Below are 14821 nucleotides of genomic sequence, written 5' to 3'. Positions count from 1 at the left end.
GTTCACATGAGCATCATCAGGACCAGGAAGAGCAGGAAGCCTCCGGCGGCCATCGCGATGGTGCCCGCGCTCTCCTTGATCTCGTAGGCCTCGACCAGCAGCTCGGCTACCGCGGTGAACAGCAGGGCCGCGGCACCGAACGCCAGCCCGGCCACCAGCAACGTCGAGGACACGCCGGCGAAGACCAGCGCACCAAGCACAGCACCCACCGGCATCATCACGGCGACGAAGGCACCGACACCCACGGCCGTGGCGACCGTGCCGCCGGCACCCCGGGTCGACCCCGCGACGGAGGCGGCGACGAAGAGCAGCTCGATGGACAGCGCGATCGCGATCAGCAGGGCTGCCGCACCGCCGGCGGAGAGCGCGACACCGATGATCGCTCCGTCGATCAGGACGACGACCGCCAGGGCGATGGCCAGGCGCAGGTTCACACCGGCGACGACCTGGGGCCTCGCGGCAAGCGCGGTGCCGCCGCCGTGACCTGCGTGGTCCTCGTGGTCGTGACCCTCACCGGCAGCGTGCCCGTGCCCGAAGCGGTTGAGAACCGCGCGAAGCGCCAGCATGAACGCCGTGCCGACCACGAACCCGACGATCAGCGGCCACCCACCGCCGAGCGCCAGGGCCTCCGGCAGCAGGTCCAGTGTCGCCGCCGCGATGATGAGCCCGGCAGCGAAGTGCTGCACGTAGCTGGTCAGCGTCGACGTCGAGCCCCGCGTCGCCAGCGCGGCCACCACGGCCCCGACCACACCCGCCACCAGCCCTATCGTCCCGAGCCCGAGCGCCTGTCCGAACAGTTCCATGTCTCTTCCATCCCTCTTCGTATGTCGTGTGCCGGGCGGAGTCCTCTCACGCCCTGACACCCCGAACGTACGGAGGAACAGCCCGGCACTCCATGACGCGGGTCAAGCCTGCTCGGGAATACGGGGGCTCGGGGCTCAGCCGGCCCCGCGCCACATCACGTGCGGTTGCCGGGAGGCGGGAGCGGGACCGGCAGCGCGACGCGATCTGCTGGACGCCTTCGGCGGTCTCTAGCCCCCAGCCTCGTAACGTGGCAGTTCCACGTCGTCGCCCACCCGGCGCGCGGCCAGCCGGGTGACGAACGGTACCGACGCGATGCGTACGCCCAGCTCCTGCACCGCTAGGGCCAGCGCGTCGCTCGGTGCGAAGAAGCCCAGCATCCGCAGCGCTGACCGCTGCTTGGTGGTGACGAAGTCCCGGAGCCGGTCCTCGTAGGCGCGCAGCCCGGCGGGTATGTCGTCCACGTGCCGGGCCAGCTCGCCGGCCAGCACGTAGGCCTCGATCATCGCCAGTCCGGTGCCCTCGCCGGCGAGCAGCGAGGCGCACGCCGCCGCGTCACCGACCAGCGCGACCCGGCCCGTCGACCAGCTCGGCAGATGGATCTGGCTGACCCGGTCGCAGTAGAAGTCTTCCGCCGTCTCGAGGCGGGCGAGAATCTCCGGCGTCTCCCACCCCATACCTGCGAACGCGTGCCGCAGGGCGGCCCGCTGCTCGGCGGGTGTCGGCTCGGGAGCGGAGGGGCGCCCGAATGCGTCCGGCCCCGCGACGTCGTCGCGGCAGATCAGCAGGCTGAGGGTCTCGCCGTCGCGCATCGAGAACCGGGAAGCCTGGCGGCGTGGCACGGTGTGCAGGACGTAGACCAGCTCGTCCCGGTGCGGGTAGTCCTCCATCCGCACCGCGGCCACGACGGCGCCGAGCGGCTTCTCGAACTGCTCCGCGGGGCCGAACGCGAGGGACCGCACGTGCGAGTGCAGCCCGTCGGCGCCGACGACGAGGTCGAAGCGGTCGGTGCGCCCGTCCGAGAGCGTCACGTCCACGCCCCCGGCGTCCTGCGCCAGGTCCTCGACCCACACTCCGAAGTGCGTCACCACGTCCCCGCACGCGGCGAGCACCATCGCCGAGAGGTCGCTGCGCCGGGCGCTGAGGAAGCGCTCGCCGAGCGCCTCACGCATCGGTCTGAGGTCGATGCTGGCCCTCGTCCGGCCGGTTGCGTCCACCGTCCGCAGCTCCTCGACCAGGTACCCGCGCTCGCGCAGCTCGGGCAGCACGCCCATGCGGTCGGCGAGCTCGTACCCCCTACCCCAGAAGTCGATGACGTAGCCGCCGGTGCGCAGCGCGGGCGCCCGCTCGAAGAGCACCGGCTCGTGGCCGGACCTGCGCAACCAGTAGGCAAGCGCCGGGCCGGCCACGCCGACGCCGTTGATGGCGACCCTCATCCGTCCAGCGTAGGACGGACGGCAGCTCCCTGGCCGATCATGTTCCGGCCGGCGTGCACGATCACGGGATCGCCCACGAAACCCCAGGTGAGGGTCGATCGTGCACGCCGGGCGGAACCGAGCACGAGGCGATCAGTGCCGGCCGGCCATCCCCAGGACCTTGTCGAGGTGGAGGTGCAGCGGCAGCCGTCTCTCGGTCACCATCGCCTCGCGGAACTCTTCCCAGTCCGGGTGCTCCCCGGCGACCGAGCGGTAGATGTCCACGAGCTCGTCGGCGCTGGCGTCGTGCGGGTCGGTGGTCACCGGCAGCACCTCCGCCCGGAACTCCGCGGCGGCGTAGGCCCAGCCTCCAGGACCTTGCACGAGCAGCGTCCCGCGCGGGTCGCGCCGCAGGTTGGCGGTCTTGGCACGGGAGTCGGTCACCGAGACGCGGACCATGTCGCGCCCGCGGTCGTAGGCGTAGGTGACCTGCGACAGCTGGGGCCGTCCGTCCTTGCGGATCGTGGCGATGACGCACAGCTTGCCGCCGGCGATGATGTCGTGAAGGGCGTCGTCAGTCATGCCGTCCATGATGCGCTGCGCGCCCGGACGAACGGCGGGCCGGCACACCTTGTGTTGACACAACCCAACCCCTTGTGCCAACCTTTGTGTCAACCACTCAGGGAGGTCCACATGCTGGTCGACGCGATCGTCCTGCTCGTCGTGGGAGCCGTCGCGCTGCTGCTGCCGTCCTTCGGCCCCTACCGCGCCCACCTGCGCCGGGCGTTCGCCCGCAAGGCCGGAGCGCAGGTGCCCGCCGACCAGGAGGCCCGGCTCGAGGCGCGCCTCGGGTTCCGCTCCCGCGGCGCCGGTATGGGGATCCTCCTCGCCGGCCTCGTCGCGCTCGTCCTTGCCCGGACCTGGGAGGGGGCCGACCAGGCCGCGGGCGGGTTCTTCGTGCTCTCGGTGATGTTCGTCGTCGGCGCCGCCGGTGCCGCGCTGGCCGACCTCGCCCGGCCCGGGGTGCTGGCCGAGGGCCCGCGCACCGCGCGGGCGACGACCCCGACGCTGGAGGACTACCTGCCGCCCTACCTGCGGACGCTCGGGCGGGGCTTCGTCGGACTCGGGATGGTGGCCCTCGTCGGCGCCCTGCTGCTCGGCGGCACCGAGTGGTTCGACGCGGGCACCGTCCTGCTCAGCCCGGTGCCCGTGCTCGCCGTCGGCATCCCCGTCGTCGTCCTGCTCTCCTGGCTGGCGACCCGACGCGTGCTCGACTCGCCGCAGCCGGCCCGGGACGAGGTCGAGCTCTACTGGCAGGACGCGGTCCGTGCCGACACCCTCAGCTCGCTGTCGATGGCGGCCCCGATCCTCAGCCTGCTCGCCCTGGCCGCTACCGGCAACGTCCTCGACGACGCCGCGTCGACGGCGGCGGTGGTGTCCGGCCAGATCGGGCCCGGCTGGAGCCTGGCGGTGCTGGTGGCGGGCTACCTGCTGCCCGTCGTCCTGGTGGGAGTCGCGCTGCTCGTCGCCGCTGGGCCGGGGCGCCGCACCGAGGCGCAGCACGTCCGCGACCGGCTCTGGGGCGGCCGTGCCCCGACCGGCGACCCGCACGGGGCGGGCGCGTGATGCTTCGCATCGACCCGACTTCCGCCGAACCGCCCTTCGCCCAGCTGCGTGGGCAGATCATCGCCCAGGTCTCCGAGGGCGTCCTCGCCCCCGGGGACCGGCTGCCCACCGTCCGCCGGCTGGCCGGTGACCTCGGCATCGCGCCGAACACGGTCGCCCGGGCCTACCGCGAGCTCGAGGCCGACGGCGTGCTCGAGGGAAGGGGTCGCGCAGGCACCTTCGTGCGCGCCACCGTCACCGCCGGCCGGGCGGCGCCCGCAGCCGTCTCCGCGCGGGCGGCCGCCGAGAGGTATGCCGAGCTCAGCCGCACCCTCGGACTCGAGCCGGCGGCGGCTCTGGCCCTCGTGAGGCAGGCGCTGGAGGCCTGACCTCCGCTGCGAGGGCCGCCGGTGCCCCTATGCTCGCGTCCATGAGCGACGGAGCTTATGCAGGCAGGGGTTCGACATGGCCGCGCGACTGATCCCGGCGGAGCCCACCTTCGTCAACAACGCGGAGCGCGAGGTGTGCGAGCGGCTCGTCGGCCAGCTGGGCCCCGATGACATCGTGCTGGCCAACCAGCGGCTCACCGACCACGAGCAGGACCACGAGGCCGACCTCGTGGTGCTGATGCCCGACGTCGGGGTGGTCGTCGTCGAGGTCAAGGGCGGCAGCGTCAAGGTCGACGGCCAGGGCCGCTGGTGGCAGCACGGCGGGGGAGGGTCGCGCACGATCGACCCGGTCGGTCAGGCGCGCCGGAGCAAGCACGCGCTGCGCACCTACGTGCAGGCCGACCCGCGCTGGCGCGACTCCTCGCGCACCAGGGTGCGGTGGGCGCACGCCGTCGTGACGCCATACAGCACGGTGCCGGATGACTTCGCCCAGCCCGAATGCCCCCGCGACATGATCCACGGCAAGGGTGACCAGCAGCGCCTGGGCGACCGACTCCGCGCGGTCGCGGGAACGCAGGAGACCAACTACCGCGTGCCGGACCACGACGACGTCGACCTGATCGTGGAGGTCCTGTCCGGGCGTCACCCGATGCAGCGCGAGGTGTCGGCCGAGGCCGACGACCGGGCGGCGCGGGCGGACCGGCTCACCCAGGAGCAGGCGATGATCCTGGAGGTGACGCGGCTGCTGGACCGGGTCGAGCTGCGCGGCGGCGCGGGCAGCGGCAAGACCGTGCTGGCGATGACCCAGGCCAAGCAGCTCACCCGTGGTCTGCGCGAGCGCAAGGCGCAGCGGGTGGCTCTGCTCTGCTACTCGATCGGTCTGGGGGAGTGGTTCAAGCGGGCGTTCCAGGGCGAGTCGCGCAAGTCGCGGCCGGCGTTCATCGGGCGGTTCGAGGAGCTGGGGCGCGAGTGGGGCGCGCAGATCGACGCGGACCGCAACGACTCGGAGTTCTGGGAGAAGGAGCTGCCCGCGCAGATGGCCCGGCTCGCGGAGGAGCTGCCCGAGGCCAAGAAGTTCGACGCGATCATCGTCGACGAGGCGCAGGACTTCGCCGAGGACTGGTGGGTGCCGCTGATGGCGGCGCTGAAGGACCCCGAGGAGGGCGGGCTCTACGTCTACTCCGACGAGAACCAGCGCGTCTTCGCCCGGTTCGGTCGGCCGCCGGTCGCGCTGGTGCCGCTCGTGCTCGACCACAACCTGCGCAACACCAGGCAGATCGCCGAGTCCTTCGGGCCGCTCACCCCGATGCGGATGCGGGCGCTCGGCGACGAAGGCCCGGCGGTCGAGTTCGTCCAGGCGTCCGCGGAGGAGGCGGTGGGCGTCGCCGACGACGAGGTGGACAAGCTCCTCGTCGCGGACTGGCCGCCCGAGCACGTCGCGCTGATCACCACCGGGACACGCCATCCCGAGCAGAAGGCGCGACAGGAGGACCTGGGCGAGGAGGGGTACTGGCGGACCTTCTGGGACGTCGACGACGTCTTCTACGGCCACGTGCTCGGGTGCAAGGGGCTCGAGCGGCGCGCCGTCGTCCTGTGCTTCAACGAGGCGGAGCCCCGCGACCGGGCCAGGGAGCGCCTCTACGTCGGCCTCTCGCGGGCCACCGACCAACTGGTCGTGGTCGGGGACGCCGCGACGGTCCGGCAGAGTGCGGGGGAGGAGCTGCTCCGCGCGCTGCAGCGCACGAAGGACCGCTGACCCGGATCCCCGGCTGCGCCGGGCGGCTCGAGGTCAGGCGGGCAGAACCGTCCTGGTCCCCGTGAGGTGACGCCACGCCCCGGCCAGGATGGGGTCGGTGCTCACCTCCGGCGTGAGCGACCCACGCAGGCGCGTCGTCCACGACCCGATGTCCTCGCGCAGGGTGGCCACGGCCACCGAGACGTGGTCCCTGCTGAAACCACGGCTGCCCAGGTCCATGACGGCGCCGAGGGTGAAGACCCGGCTGGCGATCGCGCCGATCTCGACGAGGCGCCGCTGCGCGGGTCGCTCATCGACGTCGAACTCCAGCTGGGCACCGGCGAGGTCGGCGCCGGCCGCCGTCACCGGGTCCCGGGAGAGCAGCTCGCGCAGGTTGGTGGTGCCGGCCCGGCGCACCTGGTCGGCGACCTTGGCGCCCATCTGGGCATACAGCACGTCGTTGGAACCCTCGAAGATCTGGAACGGGCGCGAGTCGACGACCGCCCTCCCGGCGACGTGGTCGAGAGCGTAACCCTTGGCGCCGACCAGCTGCAGCAGGGACTGCGCCGACTCCTGCAGGTAGTCCGAGGCGACCGTCTTGATCGCGCTGGCGGCCTGCCCTGCCCTGGACAGGTCGGTCGACAGTCCGGCGTTCTCCGAGCTCCACAGGCTCAGGGCGCTGGCACACGCCCACTGCCCCTGGAGGCGGGCGATGCGGGCCCGCACCTGGTCGTAGTCGATCAGCCTCTGACCCGAGACGACCCGCCCGGTGCAGTGCTCGACCGCCTCGTCGACCATCCGGTGGATGAAGCCGACCGCATTTCCGGCGAAGCTGGATCGCGACCTGTTCAGCAGATCCATCATCAGCCGCAGGCCGCCCCGGTCGCCCTGCAGGCGGTGGGAGAGGGGCACCCGCACGTCGACCTCGTTGCGGCCGTAGGGGATCCCGTAGAGCCCGAGCGAAGGGTACTTCTCCACCAGTTCGATCTGGTGGTCCGGGTCGTCCTGCTCGCACACGAACAGGTCGATGCCGTTGCCGAGGTCACCGTCCTCCTTACCGGGGCGGGCCATGACCAGCCAGTAGTCGGCCCAGCCGGAGAGCCCGGCCCAGTGCTTGGTCCCCATCACGCGGTAGTGCTGCCCCTCCCGCCGCCAGGCGGTGCGCATCGACAAGGCGTCCGTGCCGTGGCCGGGCTCGGTGATCATCAGGCCGCCGAGCCTGCCGTCCTCGGCCAGGCGCGGCAGGATCCGTCCCGCCACCTCGGGGTTGGCGTACTTCGCGACGGGTTGGGCGAAGAGCCCCCCGCTGATGCCCATGGTCAGTCCGAGCGCGAGCGAGTGGTAGGCCGCGGTCTCCATCACTTCCTGGCTCGGAGCCAGGCTGTCACCGAACCCGCCGAAGCGGGTCGGCAGGAATGCTCGCATCGGCTCCTCCGCGAGCACGTCGCGCAGGACGAACGGCGGCAGCCCCCGCCCCTGGCCGATCACGTCGAGGTCGGCACGGTGCCCGAACGTGCGCGCCACGGCGTCGCGGAACCGCCCGACCAGCTGGCTCGCGCCGCTCGCCTCCGTGCCGGCCTCATCTCCGGCGAGGGCCAGTTCTGGTCCTGCACTCCGGGTCACGGACACGTCCGTGTCGCGCTCTTGCACCTGCACACCCATGAAAAAACCTCACTCCTGTGTTCCGTAAAGGCTCCTAGGCTGCCCTTACCTACGGTTACGTTACCGTAGGTTTCTGGGAGCCGGGCCTGGGCGGAGGGCGCACAGCGGCGTGCGGCCGGGTCTGTCAGACCGTGGTGCCAGTCTGCTCTTGGACGGAGGGAAGCCTCCGCCGCGCTCTCCCGGATGGGCGCCTGGGACTGAGTGACAGCGAGCAGGTTGAGCAGCTCGCCGACGTGACGAGTACGTCCTCGAGCGGCACTGCGTCGGTCGGCCGGCCTACGCGACGAGGAGGAACCCCGTCGTCGCGACGGCGGAGACGAGCACCGTGGCGAACGCGCCGAGGACGAACGGCCGCGCTCCCGCGGCTTTCAGCATGCTCACGTGCACACCCAGCCCGAGCGCGAACATCGCGGCCGAGAGCAGCAGGACCTGCAGCAGGTGCGCCGCGTCGAGGACGAGGTCCGGCAGCGGCACGACGGTGCGCAGCAGCGCTGCGGCGAGGAAGCCGACGACGAAGAGTGGCACCAGCGGCGGGCGCTTGGCCCCCGCAGGCACGGCCTCGCCGGCGTGACGCCGCTCCAGCAGCCCCAGCACGGTGACGACCGGAGCCAGCATGAGCACGCGCGCGAGCTTGACCAGGACCGCGGTCGCCAGCGCGCCGCCGCCGATGATCCCGCCGGCGGCAACGACCTGGGCCACCTCGTGGATGGAGCCGCCGGCGATCATGCCCTTCACCTCGAGCGGCAGCCCGGTGAGGGCCAGCACCGCGGGGACCACGCCGATCATCAGCGTGCCGAAGACGACCACGAGAGCGATGGCGGTCGCCACGTCCTCGTCCTCGCGCTCGACGCTGCCCTCCACGGCGGCGACGGCAGCTGCCCCGCAGATCGAGAAGCCCGCGGCGATCAGGACCGACTGGCCGTGGGTCAGACCCAGCCGGCGGCCCACGAGCACGGTCCCGACGAGCCCCGCCGAGACGACGGCCACGACCACGGCGATGGTCCCCCACCCGAGCGCGAGGATGTCGTCGAGCGCCAGCTGGAAGCCGAGCAGGACGATCCCCAGGCGCAGCAGCCGCTTGCCCGACACCGCGATGCCCGGCTGCAGCGACCTGGGCAGGGCGACGGCGTGCGCGACGGCCACCCCGAGAAGGATCGCCACGAGCAGCGCGCTCAGTCCCGGCACCAGTTGCTGGATGCCGAGGGCCACGAGCGCGGCGGCCAGGCAGGCGAGCAGACCGGGCCAGAGCGGCGCCTTGTGCTGGGTATGGGGTGCATCGTCCAGGACGGTGGTGGGGCCGGCGATGTCGGGCTGTGGGCGCATACCTTCCATGGAACTCGCGCCCGGGGGTCGCCGGTAGCCCCGACCTGGGCATCGCAGGCATATCGTGACGATATGACTCTTGACCGCTGGCCCGACCTCGCCGTCATCGAGCTGCTGGTCGGCGTCGAGGAGCACGGCAGCATCGGCGCCGCCGCCGCGGCTGTCGGCATGGCCCAGCCCAACGCCAGCCGGGCGCTGCAGCGGCTCGAGCGCCGCAGCGGCGTGCCCCTGCTCCTCCGCTCGACCCGGGGGACCGTGCTCACCCCCGAGGCGGCGCTCGTCGTCGACTGGGGGCGGGAGGTGCTCGCGGCCGCCGAGCGGTTGACCGCCAGCATGGCCGCCCTGGGGACGACGCGCGCCTCCCGGCTCAAGGTCGCCGCCAGCCAGACCGTCGCGGAGTACCTGCTGCCGGGCTGGCTTGCGGACTACCGGGAACGACCACGTGCTGTCGAGGTCCAGCTCGAGGTGGGCAACTCGGTGCAGGTGACCGCTGCGGTCGTGGAGGGCAGGGCCGATCTCGGCTTCGTCGAGACCTCGCACCTGGGCAGGGGAGTGCGTTCCCGACGCGTCGGCACCGACCATCTCGTCGTCGTCGTGGCACCCGGCCACTCGTGGGCGCGTCGTCGTTCCCCCCTGGACGCGGCGCGGCTGGCCGGCACCGCGCTCGTCGTGCGCGAGGACGGTTCCGGCACGCGCGACGCGCTCGAGCACGCCCTGGCCCGTCACGACCTCGCCGTCGCCGAGCCGGCGCAGGCTCTGGGCAGCAACGCCGCGGTGCGGGTGGCAGCGATGGCCGGCGTGGCGCCGGCCGTGCTGTCCGAGCACGCGGTCCGCGAGGCGCTCGACTCCGGGCGGCTCGTGCGCGTCCCGGTCGACGGCGTCGACCTCTCCCGGCCACTGCGGGCGGTGTGGCGCGACGGCGCCCGGCCCCCCGAGGCTGCCGGGGACCTGCTAGGGGCGGTGCGCGGCGACGAGCCCGCCCGCGCAGCTGTCCGGTGACGGAGGCGTGACCTCCCCCGCGCGTGGTGGGCCGGGACGAGCGTGCCGGGCGCCGTCGCTCACTCCTTGGGACGACGCAGGACCGCCAGGACGATCACCAGCGCCAGGAGGAGGACGACGCCGAGCGCGCCGAAGAGCAGCAAGAAGGAGGCCGAGGTGCGCTCCGGGTCGAGGTCCGGCGCGGTCGCCCGCCCGGGTGTCCGCTGCGCCGAGTCCGCGGCGATCAGCAGCGCGGTCGTCAGCGTCAGGGTGGCGGGGGCAGGGATGGACAGGGCAGTCTCCTTCGGCTCGGCGGGTGCGTGAGCCCAACGTAGGACGTCGGGCCAGCGAGGGTCCAGCCGCGCCCCTGCGTCGAGAGCGTCCGAGGTCGGGTACCGCCGCCACCGGTGGGCGAGTGGCGCGACGGAGGCGCGTATGACTGCGTGGGAACGACATACCGTCGTAGTGGAAAGAGGACCCGTGAAGATCACCGACAACGGACCGGCGCCCAACGCCTTCGACATCGAGACCGCGACCCGGGAGAACACGGCATACCGGACCGTGGCCTGGACCGGCACCTACCTGCAGGTCACGCTCATGTCCATCCCGCCCGGGGAGTCGATCGGGATGGAGGTCCACCCCGACACCGACCAGTTCTTGCGCCTGGACGCCGGTCGTGGACGCTGCGTCATGGGTCCGGCGCAGGACGAGCTGACCTTCGAGCAGGACGTCGAGGACGGCTGGTCGATCCAGGTCCCCGCCGGCACCTGGCACGACGTCATCAACACCGGGGACGAGGACCTGCGGGTGTATGCGGTGTACGCGCCGGTCCACCACGCGCCCGGTGTCGTGCAGGACACCGCCGAGGAGGCGGAGCGCGACGAGGAGTCCGGTGCCGACGAGCCGCCGGAGTGGAGCGTCCAGCCGGAGGAGACCGCGCAGGACGGCACGGCCTGAGGGGGGCGACGGGACGGACGCGCGTCCGTCCCGTCAGCCGGTCGTGGCGCTGACCGGCACGTCCTTGATCGGCTCGAAGCCGGGCACCTCCACCGAGAGCGTCTGCGGGTCGGCGTCCTGGCCCAGCGGGCCGTAGAGGGCGCTGAGGATCTGACCGTTCGGCGGAATCTCGCCGTTCAGGCTCGAGCACAGGCAACGGAAGCGCTCGGTGGCGTCCACCTGCTCGTCGTCCATCGGGCTGTAGACCGTGGGCAGCGCGTAGCGGTCGGCCTCGTCGTCGACCAGCCTGATGCCGTCGACGAAGGTCTGTTCACCGTCCAGCGACAGGGAGCGGTGCTCGTCCGCGGACAACCGGGTCTCCTGCTCATAGCTGAGCCGCACGCGGAGGAGATAGCCACCGTCCTCGGTCCGCTCCAGCTGCAGCACGTCCAGCGTGCCCCCTGGGGGCAGTCCCGCGGTCTGCGACGCGGTCGAGGCGATCGGCGAGTCCTCCGCTGCCACGGCGGCGTCGAGCTCGGCGACGACCTCGTCGGGGATGATCGGGGCGGCGACCGGCTCGCTCGACACGGCTGAGTCGTCGGTGGGGCCGGCGGTGGTGTCCGGGCCTGTCGACGGCTCCTGCGTGTCCGCAGCGGTGGTCGTCGTGTCCGGACCGGTGCCGCCGCCGTCGCAGGCGGCCAGGGCCAGGCCGCAGGCGAGGGCCAGCACCCAGATGCGTGCGGTGGTCTGCTTCCTCATCAGCGGCCTCCCTCGGCGACGCCCTCGAGGGTGATGGTGACGCGACGGTTCAGCGCCCGCCCCTCGTCGGTCTTGTTGCTGGCGATCGGCTCGTGCCAGCCCCGGCCCTCCACCGTGAACGTGACGCCGGGCAGGCGCTTGGACAGCTCCTTCTCGACTGCCCGGGCGCGGTTCTCCGACAAGGTCTGGTTGTAGTCCTCGGTGCCCTGACCGTCGGTGTGGCCGACCACGGTGGCCGTCGTGACGTCGGCGTCCCCGATCTGCTCGGCCACGTCGTCCAGGACGGCGTCGGCCTTGCTGGTGACCTGGTACTTGTCGAAGTCGAACAGGACGTCGGCGGCCACGTCGATCTGGCGCACGTCGCCGGAGTCGCGCTGCGCCCAGGACCCGTCGGCGGCACCGGAGCGCTCGGCGAGGACCCACACGGCGCCCAGGGTGCGGGCGTCCTCGGCGCGGGCGATCTCGTCGGCCGGGGGAGGCGTGGGCCAGCCCTGTCCGGAGGCGGTCCACTGGTCCGCCGGGACTTGCGGCTCCGGCAGGGGACCGTCCTGCACCGGCACGTCCGGCAGGATGGCGCCGTAGCCGTCGACGTTCATGTCGACGGTCGTGACGTCCGGGGGGAGCTCGGGGAACACGGCGTAGACGAGCTGCCACCCGTCGGAGATCTTGGCGGCCTCGTGGTCCTTCAGACCCATCTGCGTCACGTTGGTGCACAGGCAGGTCTCGGTGGTCTCGTCCAGCAGGACGGGGTAGAGCTCGCCAGAGACCGACGAGGCCAGCGAGGTCTCGGTGAACCCCGGCGGACTCGTCACGTTCGCGACGCCGCCGCGCAAGGCGTGCGCCGTGCTGGTCAGCGAGCGCTCATCACCCTCCGTCGGCCGGTGGCGCACCGACCAGTAGGCGATCGTGCCGCCGTCGATCCGCCACACGCCGTGCAGGACCTCGTCGAACCGGCTGAGCTTGCCTCCCCATGCGGACTGGGCCGGGAGCGCGCCGACGACCGGCAGCGGCGTGTCGGTGCGCGGTGGGGTGCCGTCCTCCGCCGCCGACGCACCGAGCGGCGCTAGGAGCAGGAGCGCCGCGAGCGCAGCCCCCTTCGACCAGGCCTTGGCCATGAGATCCTCTTTCCCTCCCGGACGCACGACAGCGCCAACCTTGCAGGAAGTGCGGCTACCGCGTCAACCTGGGTTGGGTGGCCGGCAGGGCCTGGGCGACGAACCTTCCGCGAGAGCTCGCCTGGCCAGGGAGAGCGTCGGCTCGGATCAGGCGGCCTAGAACCTCGAGCTGCTCCCGGCCCCGCTGAAGCTGCCGCCCCCGCTGTAGCCCGACGTGCTGCCGCCACCGGAGGAGCGGGAAGCCTCGACGTCGGACCTGCCGCTGGAGAACCCGGTGCGGAACGACCCCACGTCGAACCAGGTCCACGCGGGGTAGGAGTAGCTGATGATGGTCGGCTCCGAGCGGCGCTGGGACCGCTGTTCGGACATCGCGCGTTCCATCGCCTGCTGCTCGGCGGCGTCCTCGCCGAACTCCTGGGCGACCGTCCGCCCGAGCGCGTAGAGCCGCCCGCCCAGGTCGTCCCTGGTGGTGCGCAGCCGGTCCAGCGCGTCGTCCGGGCTGACCGAGCGGTCCTCGAGGGCGCCGCGGAGGCGGTCCAGCTCGGTCCGCACGCCGGAGGCGTAGGTGCGCACCTCCTGCGCCTCGGGCAGTCCGCGCAGCTCCTTCGGCAGCTCCGCCAGCATCTCCTCCACCTGGTCCAGGTCCGTGCGGATCGGCTCCACCTGGCGCTGCCACGCCTCGAGCCAGGCACGGTCGTGGTTGAGGAAGGCGGCGGTGTCGGCGATGACGTCGTCCAGCTCGTCCATCGCGACCGCCTTGTCCCGGTATGCCGTCAGGACCCGCAGCGTCTCCTTGCGGTCGTAGTCCTTCTCGTCCACGGCACGGGCCTGGTTGCCGAGGTCGGTCAGCTCGCGGAAGCCGGAGCGGTACTCGTCGTAGCGGCGCAGCATCAGCCCGCCGTAGCGGGAGCCCTCCGGGATCAACCGGGCGTGCAGCTCGGTCACCTCATAGTCGGCCACGACCTCGGCCATCCGGCGGTCGCCATCGGCCCGGGCGCGCCGGCTCCGACCGGCCCGGACCGCGCCGACACCTACCCAGCCGCCGGCGCCGAACAGCGTGGCCAGCGAGGCGACGGACAGACCGACCACGCCCCCGCCGCGACGCACCGCCGGGGCGTTGATCCTCGAGGCTGCTTCCTCGATGCCGGCGACCGTCCCGGCCGTCCACTGGCCGGCGCGGAAGTCAGGCTTGGCCGCCTCCTGGATCTTCTGCTGTGAGTCGGTCGAGACCTTGCGGTCCTCGCCGAAGTAGGTGCCCACGAGACGGCCCTCAGGGTCGACGGCGAAGAGGAACAGTCCGTCGGCGAACTTCTGCCCGTCGGCGCTCACCCAGTCGCCCTGCTCCAGGGCGTAGTCACGGACGGCGTTGTTCAGCGCGTGGTCGTTCGTCAGCGCGTCCGCACCGCCGCGGTGGGTGTAGACCGCGACCTCGGTGGGCTCGTGGAAGCGCAGGTCCTGCACCGCGGCCTGCAGGTCCGGCTCGTAGAGCACGTCAGCGGTGTCGACCACCTCCAGACCGGTGGCCGTCTGGTCGGGCGCGCTCGCGGCATACCAGCCGACGCTGCCGCCGGCGACGCCCAGGGTGGCCAGGGTGCCCAGCACCACCCGCTGACGGACCGACATACCTGCTCCTCCCACGGCCACGACCCCCGCGACCGCGACCATGGTCGCACGCGGGCCTCCGTCGCAGCCTGGGAGGGCTGATGTATGGGGTCAGCGCGGCAGGACGGTCAGCACCCGCTCGACGTGGTCGCGGAACTCCTGCATGTAGCCGGTGAGGATCTTCTCCAGACCGGGGTCGGAGACCGAGCCGTCGTCGGACCACACCTCGGGACGGAACTGGGTGTAGGCCTCCGGCGCGGTCATCTGGCGGGCGTTGCAGAAGCTCAGCACCCTGCGCAGGCTCTGCTGCGCCAGCGCCGTCCCGATGCCGCTGGGCGAGGCGCCGATCACGCCGACGGGCACGTGGTCGAAGGAGTTCTGGCCCCATGGGCGCGAGGCCCAGTCGATCGCGTTCTTCAGGGGGCGGGGGCGACCGGGCCGCAGCCCACGCGCTGCCGCGTCCGGTCCGCGCGCCTACGCTGGTCGCTGATGCCGTCTCTC

15 protein-coding genes are annotated in these 14821 nt (G+C 72.5%); 5 read left to right on the top strand and 10 right to left on the bottom strand.

Annotated features, from left to right (window positions below; all coding sequences use genetic code 11):
• Positions 1-2 precede the first annotated feature (2 nt).
• The 3 genes from DV701_RS06000 to DV701_RS05990 form a co-directional block, all read right to left on the bottom strand.
• Complete coding sequence (locus DV701_RS06000) at positions 3-803, bottom strand: ZIP family metal transporter (RefSeq protein WP_114927502.1); 801 nt, start codon at positions 801-803, stop codon at positions 3-5.
• Between the two features lie 228 nt (positions 804-1031).
• Positions 1032-2237 carry an FAD-binding domain gene (locus DV701_RS05995; protein WP_114927501.1) on the bottom strand — a complete coding sequence of 402 codons (1206 nt, stop codon included), beginning with the start codon at positions 2235-2237 and terminating at the stop codon, positions 1032-1034.
• A 132-nt stretch (positions 2238-2369) separates the two neighbouring features.
• A complete protein-coding gene (locus DV701_RS05990; protein ID WP_114927500.1) occupies positions 2370-2798 on the bottom strand; it encodes a PPOX class F420-dependent oxidoreductase in 429 nt (142 codons plus the stop codon).
• Between the two features lie 111 nt (positions 2799-2909).
• Here DV701_RS05990 and DV701_RS05985 point away from each other — a divergent pair, with 111 nt between their 5' ends.
• The 3 genes from DV701_RS05985 to DV701_RS05975 all read left to right on the top strand — a co-directional run bounded on the left by DV701_RS05985 (position 2910) and on the right by DV701_RS05975 (position 5966).
• A complete protein-coding gene (locus tag DV701_RS05985) occupies positions 2910-3842 on the top strand; it encodes a hypothetical protein (protein WP_114927499.1) in 933 nt (310 codons plus the stop codon).
• Positions 3842-4210, top strand: coding sequence for a GntR family transcriptional regulator (locus DV701_RS05980; protein WP_114927498.1), 369 nt, complete (start codon positions 3842-3844; stop codon positions 4208-4210). Before DV701_RS05985 ends, DV701_RS05980 begins: the two co-directional genes overlap by 1 nt.
• Positions 4211-4286: 76 nt before the next feature.
• Positions 4287-5966, top strand: a complete 1680-nt coding sequence (locus DV701_RS05975; RefSeq protein WP_114927497.1) for an NERD domain-containing protein — start codon at positions 4287-4289, stop codon at positions 5964-5966.
• A gap of 33 nt (positions 5967-5999) precedes the next feature.
• Here the strand turns inward: DV701_RS05975 and DV701_RS05970 are convergent, their stop codons facing one another.
• Together DV701_RS05970 and DV701_RS05965 are read right to left on the bottom strand one after the other, a co-directional pair.
• A complete protein-coding gene (locus tag DV701_RS05970; RefSeq protein ID WP_114927496.1) occupies positions 6000-7607 on the bottom strand; it encodes an acyl-CoA dehydrogenase family protein in 1608 nt (535 codons plus the stop codon).
• A gap of 276 nt (positions 7608-7883) precedes the next feature.
• Positions 7884-8930 carry a YeiH family protein gene (locus DV701_RS05965; protein WP_162802838.1) on the bottom strand — a complete coding sequence of 349 codons (1047 nt, stop codon included), beginning with the start codon at positions 8928-8930 and terminating at the stop codon, positions 7884-7886.
• Positions 8931-9002: 72 nt separating this feature from the next.
• Between DV701_RS05965 and DV701_RS05960 the strand changes: the two genes are divergently transcribed.
• Positions 9003-9929 (top strand): LysR family transcriptional regulator, encoded by a 927-nt coding sequence (locus DV701_RS05960; protein ID WP_114927494.1) that lies wholly within the window; start codon positions 9003-9005, stop codon positions 9927-9929.
• Between the two features lie 59 nt (positions 9930-9988).
• On the opposite strand, the gene DV701_RS05955 is transcribed toward DV701_RS05960, so the two are convergent.
• Positions 9989-10405 (bottom strand): hypothetical protein, encoded by a 417-nt coding sequence (locus DV701_RS05955; RefSeq protein ID WP_162802837.1) that lies wholly within the window; start codon positions 10403-10405, stop codon positions 9989-9991.
• Between DV701_RS05955 and DV701_RS05950 the strand changes: the two genes are divergently transcribed.
• Positions 10389-10865 carry a cupin domain-containing protein gene (locus DV701_RS05950; protein ID WP_114927492.1) on the top strand — a complete coding sequence of 159 codons (477 nt, stop codon included), beginning with the start codon at positions 10389-10391 and terminating at the stop codon, positions 10863-10865. The two genes, DV701_RS05955 and DV701_RS05950, sit on opposite strands and share 17 nt — an antisense overlap.
• Before the next feature lie 33 nt (positions 10866-10898).
• Here DV701_RS05950 and DV701_RS05945 read toward each other — a convergent pair whose 3' ends face one another.
• The 4 genes from DV701_RS05945 to DV701_RS05930 all read right to left on the bottom strand — a co-directional run bounded on the left by DV701_RS05945 (position 10899) and on the right by DV701_RS05930 (position 14740).
• Positions 10899-11603 (bottom strand): hypothetical protein, encoded by a 705-nt coding sequence (locus tag DV701_RS05945; protein ID WP_114927491.1) that lies wholly within the window; start codon positions 11601-11603, stop codon positions 10899-10901.
• Positions 11603-12718 (bottom strand): OmpA family protein, encoded by a 1116-nt coding sequence (locus DV701_RS05940; RefSeq protein WP_114927490.1) that lies wholly within the window; start codon positions 12716-12718, stop codon positions 11603-11605. Before DV701_RS05940 ends, DV701_RS05945 begins: the two co-directional genes overlap by 1 nt.
• 156 nt (positions 12719-12874) lie before the next feature.
• Positions 12875-14341: a DUF5129 domain-containing protein gene (locus DV701_RS05935; RefSeq protein WP_162802836.1), complete on the bottom strand. Its 1467-nt coding sequence runs from the start codon at positions 14339-14341 to the stop codon at positions 12875-12877.
• Positions 14342-14431: 90 nt separating this feature from the next.
• Entirely contained in the window at positions 14432-14740 is a 309-nt protein-coding gene (locus tag DV701_RS05930) for an NADPH-dependent FMN reductase (protein WP_267874146.1), read from the bottom strand.
• Between the last annotated feature and the right edge of the window lie 81 nt (positions 14741-14821).

It is taken from the genome of Ornithinimicrobium avium, assembly GCF_003351765.1.
GTDB lineage: Bacteria > Actinomycetota > Actinomycetes > Actinomycetales > Dermatophilaceae > Ornithinicoccus > Ornithinicoccus avius.
The sequence above is the reverse complement of the archived record's forward strand: the minus strand, read 5'-3'. Positions and strand labels throughout refer to the sequence as shown.

Bases quoted from the DNA above. Each gene is read 5' to 3' on its own strand.
- DV701_RS06000 (WP_114927502.1), bottom strand. From the start codon at position 803: ATGGAACTGTTCGGACAGGCGCTCGGGCTCGGGACGATAGGGCTGGTG.
- DV701_RS05995 (WP_114927501.1), bottom strand. From the start codon at position 2,237: ATGAGGGTCGCCATCAACGGCGTCGGCGTGGCCGGCCCGGCGCTTGCC.
- DV701_RS05990 (WP_114927500.1), bottom strand. From the start codon at position 2,798: ATGACTGACGACGCCCTTCACGACATCATCGCCGGCGGCAAGCTGTGC.
- DV701_RS05985 (WP_114927499.1), top strand. From the start codon at position 2,910: ATGCTGGTCGACGCGATCGTCCTGCTCGTCGTGGGAGCCGTCGCGCTG.
- DV701_RS05980 (WP_114927498.1), top strand. From the start codon at position 3,842: ATGCTTCGCATCGACCCGACTTCCGCCGAACCGCCCTTCGCCCAGCTG.
- DV701_RS05975 (WP_114927497.1), top strand. From the start codon at position 4,287: ATGGCCGCGCGACTGATCCCGGCGGAGCCCACCTTCGTCAACAACGCG.
- DV701_RS05970 (WP_114927496.1), bottom strand. From the start codon at position 7,607: ATGGGTGTGCAGGTGCAAGAGCGCGACACGGACGTGTCCGTGACCCGG.
- DV701_RS05965 (WP_162802838.1), bottom strand. From the start codon at position 8,930: ATGCGCCCACAGCCCGACATCGCCGGCCCCACCACCGTCCTGGACGAT.
- DV701_RS05960 (WP_114927494.1), top strand. From the start codon at position 9,003: ATGACTCTTGACCGCTGGCCCGACCTCGCCGTCATCGAGCTGCTGGTC.
- DV701_RS05945 (WP_114927491.1), bottom strand. From the start codon at position 11,603: ATGAGGAAGCAGACCACCGCACGCATCTGGGTGCTGGCCCTCGCCTGC.
- DV701_RS05940 (WP_114927490.1), bottom strand. From the start codon at position 12,718: ATGGCCAAGGCCTGGTCGAAGGGGGCTGCGCTCGCGGCGCTCCTGCTC.
- DV701_RS05935 (WP_162802836.1), bottom strand. From the start codon at position 14,341: ATGTCGGTCCGTCAGCGGGTGGTGCTGGGCACCCTGGCCACCCTGGGC.